We start from the raw sequence: 14,855 nt of genomic DNA on the forward strand, positions 1-14,855 counted from the left end.
TCAACCAAAATTTGCTTATTTTCAAATGATGTTTCATTGGCCAATTTCAGTCTATTACGAAGACACCGACGCTGGTGGCGTTGTCTATCATTCGAACTACCTCAACTTTTTTGAGCGCGCGCGAACCGAGTGGTTAAAAGCCCTTGGCGTTAGTCAGACTGCGTTATTAGCCGACGACACCGCTTTTGTCGTAAAGCGTGCGGAACTCGATTTTCGCAAAGCAGCACGTTTTGAACAGAACCTTATTGTTGAAACTAAGGTCATAGAGTTGAAAAAGGCCTCGTTGATCTTTCATCAACGCTTGGTCGATAAACAGGGAGACTGTTATTGTGAAGGCACAGTGCTGGTTGTTTGTGTTGCGCTATCACGTATGCGTCCCCGAGCTATTCCCTTAAATATTGTGCAGGAGTTTGACAGTGCAAGCTGATATGTCGATTGTTGGGTTATTTTTACAAGCCAGTTTATTAGTGAAATTTGTTATGTTCACTTTACTTTGCTTGTCGGTGATGTCCTGGACGGTGATTTTACAACGCCGTAGCTTACTGACATCCGCAAAAAGTAAATCGGCGAAGTTTGAAGATAAATTTTGGTCAGGTGTTGATTTAAACCGTTTATATAAAGAATTATCATCTCGTCCAGATAATAGCGGTTTAGAGTCATTATTTGTGACTGGCTTTAAGGAATATTCACGCCTGAATAAATTAAATAGCAAAGTGCCCGATGCCGTCATGGATGGTACATCGCGTGCTATGCGTGTGACCTTGTCTCGCGAAATGGAAAAGTTAGAAGCTAACTTACCGTTATTAGCTACGATTGGTTCGACTAGCCCTTATATCGGTTTATTTGGTACTGTATGGGGGATCATGAATTCTTTTATCGCTATTGGTTCGATGGAAAACGCCACCTTAGCTATGGTTGCCCCCGGTATTGCTGAAGCTTTGATTGCAACGGCTATGGGTTTATTTGCTGCAATTCCAGCGGTAATCGCCTACAACCGTTTCTCGACTCAAGTCGATAAATTAGAAATGGCTTACGCAAACTTTATGGAAGAGTTCTCCAGCATTTTGCATCGCCAAGCATACAGTGAGAAGGAAGGGGCATAATGCAACCAGCTTATCAGCGCAAACGTCGTCGCCCCGTTGCTGAAATCAACGTGGTGCCTTATATCGACGTCATGCTCGTGTTGTTAATTATTTTTATGGTAACAGCACCCATAGTGACCCAAGGGGTCAAAGTGGAGCTGCCTCAAGGGGCGGCAGAAGTGTTACCCAATGACAGTAAGCCGCCCATTGTTGCTTCAATCGATGGTGATGGTGATTACTTCCTCAATAAAGGCGGTTCAACGAATGTGCCTATGGATTTGGAAGAATTAGCAACGGAAGTGGCTGCACTTATCGTGACTGAACCTGAGCGTCCTGTTGTGGTTAAAGCCGATAGAAATATTCCTTACGATAAAGTGATTCAGTTGATGGTGACACTGCAGCAAGCTGGCGTGCCATCAGTCGGTTTGATGACGGATTCACCCAAGGAGAAATAGGTGGCAGATAAGTCAGATGTAACATTACCTCTGTCAATTTCAGCGGGTATTCATATTGGCGTGATAATTATTCTGGCGTTAGGAATAGATTTTTCTCACAAACCTGAGCCTATGCAACAAGTTAGCGCACCAGCAATCAAAGCGGTTATGGTTGATCAGCAAAAAGTGGCTAATCAAGTTGAGAAACTTAAGCAAGAAAAGCGTGATGCCGAACGCCGTGAGCAAGAACGTCAAGCCGAGCTTGAACGCAAAGCTCAAGAAGCGAAACAGGCACGCGAGCGCGAACAAGCTCAGATTAAACAGCTAGAGCAAGAACGTAAGCAGCAGGAAATTGAGATTCAAAAAGCCAATGAAGCGACCAAATTAGCCCAGGTGAAACAGCAGCAGGAAAAGGAAAAGGCGGTCAAAGCCGAAGCCGACCGTAAGCTGAAAGAGCAGGAGCGTAAGGTTGCTGAAGACGCCGCACAAAAAGCCGCTGAAAAACGCAAGGTTGAAGAAGCTGCTGCAGTGAAAGCTGAAACTGACCGTAAGCAAAAAGCAGATGCGGAAGCTAAAGCGGAGGCAGATGCTAAAGCTAAAGCAGATGCCAAAGCTAAAGCGGATGCCAAAGCTAAAGCGGATGCTAAAGCTAAAGCGGATGCTAAAGCTAAAGCAGATGCTAAAGCCCTTGCCGATCAAGAGCAGGAAATGGCTGATGCATTAGCGGCTGAGCAAGCGGCGCTGTCGCAAACCATGAATAAGCAGATGCAGAGTGAAGTCGGTAAGTATCAGGCAATGATAAAATCAACTATTCAACGTAATTTGGTAGTGGATGAATCTATGCGTGGAAAGACTTGTACTGTCTCTGTGCGTTTAGCGAATGATGGGTTTGTGATCAGCAGCCAAACTAAAGGTGGTGATCCCAACGTTTGTCGTGCAGCAAAAGCGGCGATTTTGAAAGCGGGCAAACTGCCTGTGTCTCCGGATCCTGCGGTTTATAACTTGATGAAAGAAATTAACTTAATCGTTGAACCAACGTTTAATTAAAGGAGCACCATGAAAATATTGGCAAAATGGTTAGCACTGGCAGTTCTGCTGTGCGCCACCCCCGCGAAAGCGGCATTGGATATTGTGATCACAGAAGGTGTTGACGCAGCGCGTCCCATCGCTGTGATGCCTTTTGTATGGCAAGGTCCTGGCGCACCGCCACAAGCGATTGCTGATGTGGTGATGTCTGACTTAGCTCGTAGCGGTACCTTTAAACCTTTAGACGAGCTCGGACTACCTCAGCGCAATATTGGTGCTTTGGCTCAGTTTCAACCTAGTTCATGGTCTAGCGTTGGCGCAGAAGCTGTGGTGTTAGGTACTGTGAAACCTTACGGAACCGATCAGTATTTGGTGAGCTTTGATTTAATCGATTTAGTTAAAGCACAAAACCAAGCATTGAAAGGCTCAGTCAGCGCTACAGAATTTTTGATGGACAGTCGCCAAACTGTGATTTCAGCAGCGCAATTTCGTCAATATGGTCATAGAATTAGCGATATCGTCTATGAAAAGTTAACCGGTATTCGCGGTGCATTCTTAACGCGGATCTCCTACGTCGTGGTTAATCATACTCAAAAAGCACCTTATCAGTTGATGGTTGCTGACTATGATGGTTTTAACGAGCAAATGTTACTGCGCTCACCTGAGCCATTAATGTCACCCACTTGGTCGCCTGATGGACGTCGTTTGGCGTATGTTAGCTTTGAAAATAAAAAAGCAGAGATTTTCGTACAAGACCTTTATACCCAAGTGCGCACTAAAGTGAGCTCTTTCCCTGGTATTAACGGTGCGCCGGCTTTCTCTCCTGATGGCAAATCTTTGGCTGTGACGCTGTCTAAGGATGGTCAGCCTGAGATCTATGTTATCGATATTGCGACAAAAGCGATTAAGCGTATTACCAATCACTATGCTATCGATACTGAACCATCATGGTATCCTGATGGGAAGTCGTTGATTTTCACCTCTGAACGTGGTGGTAGGCCGCAAATTTATCGCGTAGAGTTAAGTTCAGGTAAAGTGAGTCGTGAAACATTTGAAGGTGAATGGAACCTTGGTGGTTCAATTACGCCAGATGGACGTAGTATGATTTTTGTTAACCGTACTAACGGTAAGTTTAATATTGCGCGTATGGATTTAAATACGCGTTTTATGCAGGTGCTAACCTCTACACGCTTGGATGAATCCCCAAGTGTGGCGCCTAATGGTACTATGGTCATATATGGCACTACACACCAAGGTAAGCAAGTATTAGCAGCTGTTTCTACGGATGGACGCTTTAAAGCGAGATTACCCGTGGGTCAAGGCGAGGTGAAATCACCTTCTTGGTCTCCGTTTCTCTAATGTTATACCTTGATTTAATCACATTTAATTTTATAAGGAACACGTAATGGATCTGAATAAGTTGTTAAAAGCTATGTTGGTAGCACTTCCAATTATGGCTATTAGTGCATGTAGCTCAACTTCAGAATCAGAAACTGATGCAATGGGCTCAACAAACGGTTCAGGTAGCGAACTGAATGGTGGCATTCAAACTGGTGGTGTGGGTGCTATGTTGTCATCTGAAGAGCAGCAACGTCAGCAGTTAGAAGAGTTGAGAAAAGAACACATCATTTACTTCGATTTCGACCGCAGTGAAGTTCAAACTGAATTCGCCGCTGTATTAGAAGCTCATGGTACTTACTTAGTTGAGCACCCAAGTGTGCGCGTACTGATTGAAGGTCATGCGGACGAGCGTGGCACTCCTGAGTACAACATTGCTCTGGGCGAACGTCGTGCTAAAGCCGTTGCTAAATACCTACAAGGTATGGGCGTACAGCCAAGCCAAATGAGCGTAGTCAGCTATGGCGAAGAAAAACCACTTGATTTTTCTCGCACTGATGAAGGTTTTGGCAAAAACCGTCGTGCAGTTTTAGTTTACTAAGATTGAATCTCGGAGAGTAACACAATGAAACGTGCCGTCTTAATTACGGCAATGTTCCTTGGTGCGGGCGCTGCAGTTGCAGCGCCTGCTCCTGTGGAGGATATTGCTGGTGGTTCGGGTGATGACAGACTTGCTCGTATCGAACGTATTGTAAAATCGAGACAACAAAGTGAGCTCGAGATGCAACGTCGTCTTGATACACTGCAGCAGGAAGTTCTCGATTTACGCGGTTTAACCGAACAACAGAATTATCAGATTGAGCAGATGCAAGAGCGTCAGCGTCAGTTATATGATGAGCTTGCTAATTTATCCTCAAAGGCATCTGCCGCACCTGCAGCTGCAGCGACATCAATCCCCTCTGTGGTATCGACCAATGCTGCCGCAAGTAGTTTAAGTGAAACTGCAAGTTATGAAAATGCCGTTAACTTAGTCTTAAAAGAGCGTAAGTATGACGATGCCATTCCTGCCTTCCGTGCTTTTATCAAACAATACCCAGACTCTGTGTATGCCGCGAATGCGAACTATTGGTTAGGACAGCTATTATTTAATAAGAGCGAATTTGCAGAAGCCAAACAAGCCTTCAAAACTGTGGTTGATCGTTTTAGCGATTCTAATAAACGTGGCGATAGTTTAGTGAAGCTTGGCATGATCGCCGAGAAAACCGGTGATAAAGCTGGTGCGATGCAATACTACCAACAAGTTGTCAAAGATTACGCAAACAGCGCCGCAGCACGCATTGCACAGCAGCAACTGGCTGCAATTAAAGCGTAATTAACTAAAAAACATACTCTTAGTCTGTTTTTCATGCAAACGACAAAAAATTGGGAATTTGCGCTTGCATGAGAAGATGAAAAAGGTATTATAGGCGCCCTCAGAGCGGCGAGGTCGTTCGGGGCGTGAAATACCAGTAAATGGGTCGTTAGCTCAGTCGGTAGAGCAGTTGGCTTTTAACCAATTGGTCGAAGGTTCGAATCCTTCACGACCCACCACTTACTCTAATGAATAGAATAAGTTAGTGGTATTTAGTGAGATAGTCAGTAATACAATGGGTCGTTAGCTCAGTCGCTTTTTTATAAAGCTAGGGCAGTTGGCTTTTAACCAATCAGTCTAATGGTTCTAATTCTTAATGACACACCACTTTACTGAAAGTGCATAAATCAGCGCAACACCAGATGGGTCGTTAGCTCAGTCGGTAGAGCAGTTGGCTTTTAACCAATTGGTCGAAGGTTCGAATCCTTCACGACCCACCACTTATTATTCGCATTGTTGATGCCAAAATAAGTGAACATTTTTATCGTAATGCCTAGATGGGTCGTTAGCTCAGTCGGTAGAGCAGTTGGCTTTTAACCAATTGGTCGAAGGTTCGAATCCTTCACGACCCACCACTTTACTGAAAGTGCATAAATCAGCGCAACACCAGATGGGTCGTTAGCTCAGTCGCTTTTTTATAAAGCCAGGGCAGTTGGCTTTTAACCAATCAGTCGAATGGTTCTAATCCTTAATGACACACCACTTTACTGAAAGTGCATAAATCAGCACAACACCAGATGGGTCGTTAGCTCAGTCGGTAGAGCAGTTGGCTTTTAACCAATTGGTCGAAGGTTCGAATCCTTCACGACCCACCACTTATTATCAGCATTATGAATGCCACAATAAGTGAATCGTTTTATAGCAATACTTAGATGGGTCGTTAGCTCAGTCGGTAGAGCAGTTGGCTTTTAACCAATTGGTCGAAGGTTCGAATCCTTCACGACCCACCACTTATTATCAGCATTATGAATACCACAATAAGTGAATCGTTTTATAGCAATACTTAGATGGGTCGTTAGCTCAGTCGGTAGAGCAGTTGGCTTTTAACCAATTGGTCGAAGGTTCGAATCCTTCACGACCCACCACTTATTATTCGCATTGTCGATGCCAAAATAGGTGAATATTTTTATCGTAATACCCAGATGGGTCGTTAGCTCAGTCGGTAGAGCAGTTGGCTTTTAACCAATTGGTCGAAGGTTCGAATCCTTCACGACCCACCACTTATCTCTTCAGCTGTATCTCTTTCGAATTTCCCCCTGAATGTCCCACGTTAAACTCCAATACTGAGTACCGAATTTAATACCTTCGTTTTACTTATTCCACTGCACATATTTTCTAACACAATTATTGGCATTAGCAAGTTCGACTAATGCGGCATCTTTAAAAAGAAATGTATCTTGAGTTTGGCGATTATATTAAAGCTGACATTATGTGCAGTGATGATGACAATGGTGTGCTGGATTCAAGGGGGGGGCTTTTTAGGCAGTTTTGTACCGAGCACTATTTATGGAAAGCTCTAATCCCACAGGGTTGTGATAAAGACTAAAAAGGAGACCTTCGGTCTCCTTTTGCATTAAGCGGATCACATATCTATAGCGCTTAATCTAACAGATTGTTTTCGCGAACATATTGTTCGAAATCTGTGCAGCCACCGACGTGTTTCTCATCGACAAAAATCTGTGGTACTGTTTCAACTGGCTTACCAACAGTTTTCTCTAAATCTGCTTTAGAGATACCTTCTGCGTGGATATCGACATATCTGAACTTAAAGTCATCACGTTTTTCAACGAGTTGCTCAGATAATTGCACAGCACGAACGCAATAAGGACAGCCTGGACGGCCAAAAATAACAACGAACATAATAGCTCCTTAGGATTACTTTAGTCGTTTTATACCATAGGCCTAAGTGAATTGATAATGTCAGCCGAGTTTATTTTCAGTTTGATAGCGACCTTGATAATCAAAATAGCTTTCGAGCAGATCCCAGCCTTTTTTATGTTTCTTTAGCAGCAAGAGATCGGGCATGCAGAATTTATCCGCATCGCTGATTAACTCTGTCACCTTAGTGTACTTTTTCGGTTTTAATCCCGGTGTACGGCTATGGGGAAAGATGAATAAGGCATATAGGGCTCGCCACTGGGCCGACGTTTGTAATTTAAAGCGGCGATTGAATTCATTACCGTCGATATCGAGGTACTGCACTTTCAGATTGCCGTCATCGTCGATGAGGCTCATATGCTGGCAGCGGAATAAATGATGGTGCTGCTGGCTGAGCACTTGGCGTAGGCGTTTATCGGGATCGATGAGGGTCGATTGGCAGTGCTGGCAAATGCGTGCGGCAATATCATTCTCTTCACCGCAATCAGGGCAAGATTTAGATCTAAATCGAAAGTCGCACTGCAGCTTTTTACCTTGCTGTTCGACTATGCCCTGACAGCGGCGACCAAAGTGTTCGATAATGTCGCCATCGTCGTCCGTGAGTCCCCAGAATATATTGGCAAAATCGCATACTGGGCAATGCACTTGCACGGGGACCGATTTACTGTTGGGTTTCGCTTGGCCGACCTCAGGGAAATACAAGTCATAACCATTGGCAGCATAGTCGATGATAAGACAATCTTTTTTGCCTTCAGCGATTCGCAATCCACGGCCGATCATTTGTTGAAACAGACTGACTGAAGCGGTAGGGCGCAAAATAGCAATCAAATCCACATGGGGCGCGTCGAAGCCTGTCGTCAACACAGCCACGTTGACTAAAAACTTAAGCTCTTGGGCTTTAAAGCGTTCAATCGTCGCGTCACGTTCATTGTCGTGCGTTTGTGCCGTGATAATGGCGCTCTGCGCAGCGTGAGCTTGGTTGAGTATGTTAAAAATCTCATTGGCGTGACGTACCGTTGCCGCAAAAATGATAATACCTTTTCTATGTTGGCTCAGTTCAATGAGTTGTTTCACAATCGCAGTGGTCGCGCGGCCGTAATGTCCCAGTAAATCGTTAACCTCGGCTTCGGCATATTCGCCATTCTCGTTTGCTTTAAGTTGGCTGAAGTCGTACTGGGCACTTAGGCCATCAAACAGGGTTGGCGCTGTGAGGTAACCTTGCTTAATGAGCGGCCTTATGGGCAGCTCGAACACACAATGTTCGAACACGGCATGTTCGGGAGACCCTACTTTGCCGTGATAGTGTTGCTGATAAATCCAGCCAGTGCCAAGGCGATAGGGCGTGGCGGTGAGACCGAGCAATCTTAATTGGGGATTTTTCGTGCGTAAATGGTTGAGTACTTGCTGATATTGGCTGGTTTTTTCTAGGCTGACTCTGTGGCATTCATCAATAATGACTAACGAGAACGGCTGATCGAACTGCGTTAATCCCCGCGCTGCCGATTGAATACTGGCAACGACGGTTTTTCCGTCGGTGGCTTTTTGATTGAGTCCCGCCGCATAGATACTGGCTTGTGCTGTGAGGAGGCCGACTTTCTCGGCATTTTGCGCAACTAATTCTTTCACATGGGTGAGCACTAAGACTCTGCCTTTGGCGATGCGCGCCAGTTCGGCGATCACTATGCTTTTGCCGGCGCCTGTGGGCAATACAAGTACGGCGGAAGCTTGGCTTTGCCTAAAATGGGCGATGGCGGCATTAACCGCTTGCTGTTGATAGTCTCTGAGTTTGACTGACACGCTGATAAAAAATCTATGCTGAATAAAAGTGAGGTTGCAAGCTTAACATAACAGGCAAAAAAAATGCCCCTGGTTGGAGGGGCAAGCTAGAGAAAGAAGCAATCACACACACTCTCTCAACAGGGTTCACTTTTAACCTTAGGTTTAAAAAGGGAGGTTCAGGTTACGCTTAGCCTATTGGGCATAGACTAAGCGTTGTGGACGTTATTCTTAACTCGGATATTACTCAGTACGATTCAAGCGTGATTCAATCAAGGTCTCGATCACCGCTGGATCGGCCAAGGTTGATGCATCCCCTAAGTTGGTCACTTCGTTAGCGGCAATCTTACGCAGGAAGCGGCGCATGATCTTGCCCGAACGTGTCTTAGGTAAGCCCGTCGCCCATTGGATGAGATCTGGCGTTGCCAGCGCACCAATTTCTTTACGAACCCATTGACGCAGCTCTTGACGTAGCTCTTCGGTTTCTTCAGTGCCGCGGGTTAGCGTGACATACGCATAAATACCTTGGCCTTTAATATCATGTGGGTAGCCAACTACTGCAGCCTCGGCAACCAGTTCGTGTGATACCAGCGCACTTTCAACCTCTGCTGTACCTAATCTGTGGCCGGATACGTTGATCACGTCATCAACGCGGCCAGTGATCCAGTAGTAGCCATCTTCATCACGGCGTGCGCCGTCACCGGTAAAATACATGCCACGGAAGGTTTTAAAGTAGGTCAGTACAAATCGTTCATGGTCGCCATACACAGTACGCATTTGGCCCGGCCAAGAATCGAGTAACACTAAGTTACCTTCGTTCTCACCTTCTAAAATATTCCCCATGTTATCCACTAAGGCGGGTTGAACGCCAAAGAACGGGCGGGTAGCTGAGCCGGGTTTAGTATCGGTCGCGCCTGGCAGTGGCGTGATCAAAATGCCGCCCGTTTCAGTTTGCCACCAAGTATCGACGATAGGGCAATGTTCATGACCTATGACCTCATGGTACCAACGCCACGCTTCTGGGTTGATAGGTTCACCTACCGAGCCCATGATCCTCAAGCTGCTACCATCGAACTTATCGAAGTGTTGTTTACCTTCGGCCATCAGCGCGCGAATTAAGGTTGGCGCTGTATATAGAATGTTCACTTTATGGCGGTCTATCATTTCGCCTAAACGGGCAGGGCTTGGATGATTCGGCACACCTTCATGGATAAGCACAGTCGCACCATTAGCGAGCGGGCCGTAAACCATGTAAGAGTGGCCAGTGATCCAACCCACATCCGCGGTACACCAGTACACTTCACCCGCTTTGTAGTCGAACACATATTCATGGGTCATAGATGCATAAACCATGTAGCCGCCAGTGGTGTGCAATACGCCCTTGGGATTACCGGTTGAACCTGAGGTATACAGCAGGAATAATGGCGCTTCGGCGTCCATTTCCTCTGGTTGACAGTACTCAGATGCGGTTTCAATCAGTGAGTGCCACCACACATCTCGGCCTTCTACCCAATCCACTTTGCCGCCCGTGCGTTTAAGTACGATGACTTTCTCAACGGTAGTGACATCAGGGTTTTTTAAAGCATCATCGATGTTGCGTTTCAATGGGATAGCACGGCCACCGCGCATACCTTCATCGGAGGTAATAATGACTTTTGATTTGCCATCAATCACCCGAGAGGCGATTGAATCCGGTGAGAAACCACCGAAGACCACAGAGTGCACAGCGCCGATACGGGCACAGGCAAGCATAGCGACTGCAGCTTCTGGCACCATAGGCATGTAAATTGTGACTATATCCCCGCGGCGCACGCCTTGGCTGCGCAGTGCGTTGGCAAACTTACACACATCTGCATGTAATTCACCGTAGGTGATTTTGCGTTGTTCGCTGGCGTTATCGCCTTCCCAAATAATCGCCACGCGATCACTGTGCTCGGCTAAATGACGGTCTAAACAGTTGGCTGAAGCATTCAGGGTGCCATCGTAAAACCAATTGATCGATAAATTATGGTCATCAAAAGAGGTTTTTTTAATTTTGGTATAGGGTTTTATCCAATCAATACGCTTGCCGTGTTCTCTCCAGAAACCTTCAGGATTGACAATCGACTCTTGGTACATTGTTTTATATTTATCGTTGTTTACAAGTGCATTGGCAGCGATATTGCCGGAGACTTTGTAGAGAGACTGCGAGCTCATAGGGCTTCCCTTTTGAAAAATTGCGTGGACTGAGTATGGTATGCAAGGGGGCGGCAACTCCATTAGACCTTGGTCTAGTGTTAAATTTTCCTTTATATTTAGTCTGTTGCATTAAAAATCCGGCTAGATTTTAGACAGGTTTTATCGCACAATAATCAGAAAAAAGAGCAAAGTATGAATTTAACCTTAGTCGTTGCTGTTATTGCCGTCTGTTATGTCTCGCTTTTATTCCTATTGGCTTGGGGGGCGGAGCGTTGGTTTACTCAGATCACTAAAAAGCTTCAGGTCGTTATCTATGGTCTGAGCTTAGCGGTTTATTGCTCCTCGTGGAGTTTTTTAGGCACAGTTGGGCAATCGGCTAAGGATTTTTGGTCTTTCTTACCGATTTTTATCGGCCCTATTCTGATTTTTACTTTAGGTTTTGGCATGTTACGCAAGATGGTATTAGTGTCTAAGGCGCAAAATATCACTTCCGTGGCCGACTTTATTGCCGCCCGTTATGGCAAATCTCAAACCTTAGCCGCCTTAGTCACCTTAATTGCCTTGTTTGGCATCATGCCCTATATCGCCCTGCAGCTTAAGGCGATGGTGGTCAGTCTTAATTTGTTTCAACCCGCTGACGATCCCCTCGATGGCGTGACGATTCCGTTACTGATCACTTCGCTGTTAGCCATATTTGCCATTTTATTTGGTACTCGCAAACTCGATGCGACCGAGCATAATCCCGGCATGATGCTCGCGATTGCCTTTGAGTCTCTGGTGAAACTTGCCGCATTTTTGTTGGTTGGCATCGTCATCAGTTTCGGAGTGTTCGATGGTTTTGGGGATATTTGGCAGCAGGCCAATGCGCAGTCACTAATTAATTATCCCAATCCACGTATTGAAGCTTTAATGCCTGAGTTACTCGTCGGAATGGCGGCCTTTTTATGTATGCCAAGGCAGTTCCATGTAATGGTGGTGGAATGCGCCGATGAGTCCGTGTTGTCAAAAGGGCGTTGGCTGTTTCCCATTTATTTAGCACTTTTCGGTTTATTCGTTGGACCGCTCGCCTTGGCTGGGAAGCTCATCCTCGGAGACTCCGTGTCGGCCGATACCTATGTGATTAATTTACCGCTGGCGTTAGATCAACCCTTGTTGGCTGTTATTGCTTTGCTGGGCACCTTATCTGCGGCAACGGGTATGGTCATTGTTGCTGTAGTGACTATCAGTGTGATGGTAAGTAATGAATGGCTGGTGCCAGTGATGTTACGTACAGGCCATATCCGCGAGAAAAACTTCAGTCAGTTCTCGCACCTGTTACTTAATGCCCGCCGCTTAGCCATCGTGATTATTCTGGGCTTAGGCTATGGCAGCTATTTGGCATTATCAGACAGTGATTCCTTGTCCCATTTAGGCATGTTGTCTTTTGGGGCTTTTGCCCAACTTGCGCCAGCTTTAGTCGGTGGACTCTATTGGAAACACGGCAATCGTGCTGGGGTATTTTTAGGGCTCGGCGTGGGCTTTTCGCTGTGGTTCTACATCATGTTGCAGGGCATGACCAATGTGCAAAGTTCATCGGCGTTCTTGTCTAGTGTCGCGAGCGAGAAAGGCCTGCTAGATGCGATAACGCCCAATGTGCGTGATGCGCTGACGGCTCTTTTTGCCAATATTGCCTGTTATATTTTGGGTTCTATTTGGTTTAGAGCAGGTGTGGCTGAGCGTATTCAGGCCAGTGCTTTTGTGAGTCCGGGTAAATTAAAAAACAGCGCCAATAAGAAAAATGGTCCGATTTCACAGCAAGATTTACTGATACTGGCGAGTCGCTTCGTTAGCCCAACACGCGCCTACGAGAGCTTTAGCCGTTTCTCGATTGATGCGGTAAAAAGTGATAGTTGGCATAAAGCGGCGCCGCCGGAGTTGATTTCCCACACTGAACGTTTATTGGCGGGGGTGCTTGGCGCTTCAAGCGCAGCGCTAGTGATGGATTCCGTGCTGCAAGGGCGCGACTTAGCGCTGGATGAAGTCTTTAGTCTGGTCGATGAAGCCTCATCGAAGATTATGCTCAGTCAAGACATGCTGCGCGGCGCGATTGAGCACGCCTATGAAGGCATGAGTGTTATCGATAACGATCTCAATCTCGTGGCATGGAATTACAAATATGTGGAGCTGTATCAATATCCCGATGGATTTTTGCAGCAGGGCATGCCCATCAGTGAAGTGATCCGCTTTAATGCGGCGCGGGGTTATTGTGGTGAAGGGGAAATAGAACAGCAGGTTGAGCAGCGGGTGCAGCATATGCGTAATGGCACACCGCACACTTCTGAGCGCCATCGCAGAGACGGCAAAGTGATTAAAATTCAAGGCAATCCTATGCCAGATGGCGGCTTTGTGATGACCTTTACCGACATTACTCAGTATCGCGAACAGGAGCGCGCGCTGCTCGAAGCCAATGAAACCTTAGAAAGCCGCGTTAATGAGCGAACCTATGAATTAGCCATGTTGAACAGTGAGTTACTCGAGGCTAAAGCGCAGGAAGAAATCGCCAACGCCTCTAAGAGTCGCTTCTTGGCTGCTGTTGGCCATGATTTAATGCAACCACTTAATGCTGCGCGATTGTTCACTGCGTCGTTATCTCAGTATCCCAATCTAGATCGTGAGGCCAGAACCACCTTATCCCATGTGAATAGCTCGCTAAAAATTGCCGGCGAATTGCTCACCGACCTATTGGATATTTCTAAACTCGACTCAGGTATGGTGGATGTTAATCGCCGTGACTTTGCGATTTCAGAACTGATCAATGGGTTATCGGTGGAATTTGAAGCGATGGCAGCGGACAACCAAATTCGTTTTAAGATGGTCCCATGCAGCGCAACCGTTAATTCTGATCCTTCGCTGTTACGGCGTGTCCTGCAAAACTTTTTAACCAATGCCTACCGTTATGCTCGCGGTGGCAGAGTGTTATTTGGTTGCCGTCATCGAGGTCATTACCTTGAAATCCAAGTGTTAGACACGGGTTGTGGTATTGATGAAAAAGAAACCCAAGAAATTTTCAAAGAATTTAAGCGGTTGAATAATCCTAAGAGCAACAATGTTAGCGGCTTGGGCTTAGGTCTGGCGATTGCTGATCGCATCAGTAAAGTGTTAGAACACGGTATTCAGGTTTCGTCCCATTTAGGGCGCGGCTCGGTCTTCTCCATTTGTGTTCCGCTTGGAGAAACTGTGCGTCAACCACAAGTGAAAGCGTTGCCGTCGCTGCTGCAGCCGTTATCGGGTATCAAAGTGTTGTGTATCGACAACGAAGAGGCCATTTTAGCTGGATTAGAAAGCTTATTAAGCCGCTGGCAGTGTGAGGTTATCTGTGCAAAAGATTTATCTGATGCACGCATTAAACTAGGACTGAAAGGCGTCGCGCCTGATATTGTGCTCGCGGATTACCATTTAGATGATGGCCAAAATGGCGTCGATGCGATGGATGGTATTCGTGCCCTATATGGCAAAGACTTACCCGGCATTTTGATTACCGCCAATACTCGCAAAGAACTGGTGGAAGATGTGCAACGCCGCGGCTATCACTATATGGCGAAAATGATAAAACCTGCCGCGCTACGTGCCTTGATTTCTAGCTTGGTAAAATAAGCTTGGTATACGTGTTCGGTAACATGAGTTTAGTGACGTCGGCACGTTTAACGAAATGCCAAGATAATCGCGCAGTTTTTTATGCGGCTTATCTTGGCT

At 46.1% G+C, this 14,855-nt stretch carries 11 protein-coding genes and 9 tRNA genes; 17 read left to right on the forward strand and 3 right to left on the reverse strand.

What is annotated here, in order from left to right; genetic code table 11:
- The first annotated feature begins 25 nt into the window (after positions 1-25).
- The 16 genes from ybgC (at position 26) to HUB64_RS05455 (ending at position 6,511) form a co-directional block, all read left to right on the forward strand.
- A complete protein-coding gene (gene ybgC, locus HUB64_RS05380) occupies positions 26-427 on the forward strand; it encodes a tol-pal system-associated acyl-CoA thioesterase (protein ID WP_006081251.1) in 402 nt (133 codons plus the stop codon).
- Complete coding sequence (tolQ, locus tag HUB64_RS05385; protein WP_028760350.1) at positions 417-1,103, forward strand: protein TolQ; 687 nt, start codon at positions 417-419, stop codon at positions 1,101-1,103. Before ybgC ends, tolQ begins: the two co-directional genes overlap by 11 nt.
- Positions 1,103-1,537 carry a protein TolR gene (tolR, locus tag HUB64_RS05390; RefSeq protein WP_113938780.1) on the forward strand — a complete coding sequence of 145 codons (435 nt, stop codon included), beginning with the start codon at positions 1,103-1,105 and terminating at the stop codon, positions 1,535-1,537. Before tolQ ends, tolR begins: the two co-directional genes overlap by 1 nt.
- On the forward strand, positions 1,538-2,563 hold the full coding sequence (gene tolA / locus HUB64_RS05395; protein WP_028760348.1) for a cell envelope integrity protein TolA: 1,026 nt from the start codon (positions 1,538-1,540) through the stop codon (positions 2,561-2,563).
- Between the two features lie 9 nt (positions 2,564-2,572).
- Positions 2,573-3,901: a Tol-Pal system beta propeller repeat protein TolB gene (tolB, locus tag HUB64_RS05400; RefSeq protein WP_173496539.1), complete on the forward strand. Its 1,329-nt coding sequence runs from the start codon at positions 2,573-2,575 to the stop codon at positions 3,899-3,901.
- Between the two features lie 46 nt (positions 3,902-3,947).
- The gene (gene pal, locus HUB64_RS05405; RefSeq protein WP_028760346.1) at positions 3,948-4,481 is read left to right on the forward strand and encodes a peptidoglycan-associated lipoprotein Pal; all 534 of its coding nucleotides are present in this window, start codon (positions 3,948-3,950) and stop codon (positions 4,479-4,481) included.
- Positions 4,482-4,505: 24 nt separating this feature from the next.
- Positions 4,506-5,252 carry a tol-pal system protein YbgF gene (gene ybgF / locus HUB64_RS05410; RefSeq protein WP_028760345.1) on the forward strand — a complete coding sequence of 249 codons (747 nt, stop codon included), beginning with the start codon at positions 4,506-4,508 and terminating at the stop codon, positions 5,250-5,252.
- Between the two features lie 142 nt (positions 5,253-5,394).
- A tRNA-Lys gene (locus HUB64_RS05415) sits at positions 5,395-5,470 on the forward strand.
- Positions 5,471-5,528: 58 nt separating this feature from the next.
- Positions 5,529-5,618 (forward strand) — tRNA-Lys (locus tag HUB64_RS05420).
- A gap of 37 nt (positions 5,619-5,655) precedes the next feature.
- Positions 5,656-5,731 (forward strand) — tRNA-Lys (locus HUB64_RS05425).
- A gap of 59 nt (positions 5,732-5,790) precedes the next feature.
- Positions 5,791-5,866 (forward strand) — tRNA-Lys (locus tag HUB64_RS05430).
- Between the two features lie 37 nt (positions 5,867-5,903).
- Positions 5,904-5,993, forward strand: a tRNA-Lys gene (locus HUB64_RS05435).
- Between the two features lie 37 nt (positions 5,994-6,030).
- Positions 6,031-6,106, forward strand: a tRNA-Lys gene (locus tag HUB64_RS05440).
- Positions 6,107-6,165: 59 nt separating this feature from the next.
- A tRNA-Lys gene (locus tag HUB64_RS05445) sits at positions 6,166-6,241 on the forward strand.
- A 59-nt stretch (positions 6,242-6,300) separates the two neighbouring features.
- Positions 6,301-6,376, forward strand: a tRNA-Lys gene (locus HUB64_RS05450).
- Between the two features lie 59 nt (positions 6,377-6,435).
- A tRNA-Lys gene (locus HUB64_RS05455) sits at positions 6,436-6,511 on the forward strand.
- A gap of 379 nt (positions 6,512-6,890) precedes the next feature.
- On the opposite strand, the gene HUB64_RS05460 is transcribed toward HUB64_RS05455, so the two are convergent.
- The 3 genes from HUB64_RS05460 to acs form a co-directional block, all read right to left on the reverse strand.
- Entirely contained in the window at positions 6,891-7,151 is a 261-nt protein-coding gene (locus HUB64_RS05460) for a GrxA family glutaredoxin (protein WP_006081259.1), read from the reverse strand.
- A gap of 60 nt (positions 7,152-7,211) precedes the next feature.
- On the reverse strand, positions 7,212-8,966 hold the full coding sequence (locus HUB64_RS05465) for a DEAD/DEAH box helicase (RefSeq protein WP_173496540.1): 1,755 nt from the start codon (positions 8,964-8,966) through the stop codon (positions 7,212-7,214).
- A gap of 222 nt (positions 8,967-9,188) precedes the next feature.
- The gene (gene acs / locus HUB64_RS05470; protein WP_028760342.1) at positions 9,189-11,141 is read right to left on the reverse strand and encodes an acetate--CoA ligase; all 1,953 of its coding nucleotides are present in this window, start codon (positions 11,139-11,141) and stop codon (positions 9,189-9,191) included.
- Between the two features lie 174 nt (positions 11,142-11,315).
- Between acs and HUB64_RS05475 the strand changes: the two genes are divergently transcribed.
- Positions 11,316-14,756 carry a PAS domain-containing hybrid sensor histidine kinase/response regulator gene (locus tag HUB64_RS05475; RefSeq protein ID WP_173496541.1) on the forward strand — a complete coding sequence of 1,147 codons (3,441 nt, stop codon included), beginning with the start codon at positions 11,316-11,318 and terminating at the stop codon, positions 14,754-14,756.
- Positions 14,757-14,855 lie beyond the last annotated feature (99 nt).

The organism is Shewanella sp. ISTPL2 (assembly GCF_013283205.1).
Classification (GTDB): Bacteria; Pseudomonadota; Gammaproteobacteria; order Enterobacterales; family Shewanellaceae; genus Shewanella; species Shewanella oncorhynchi.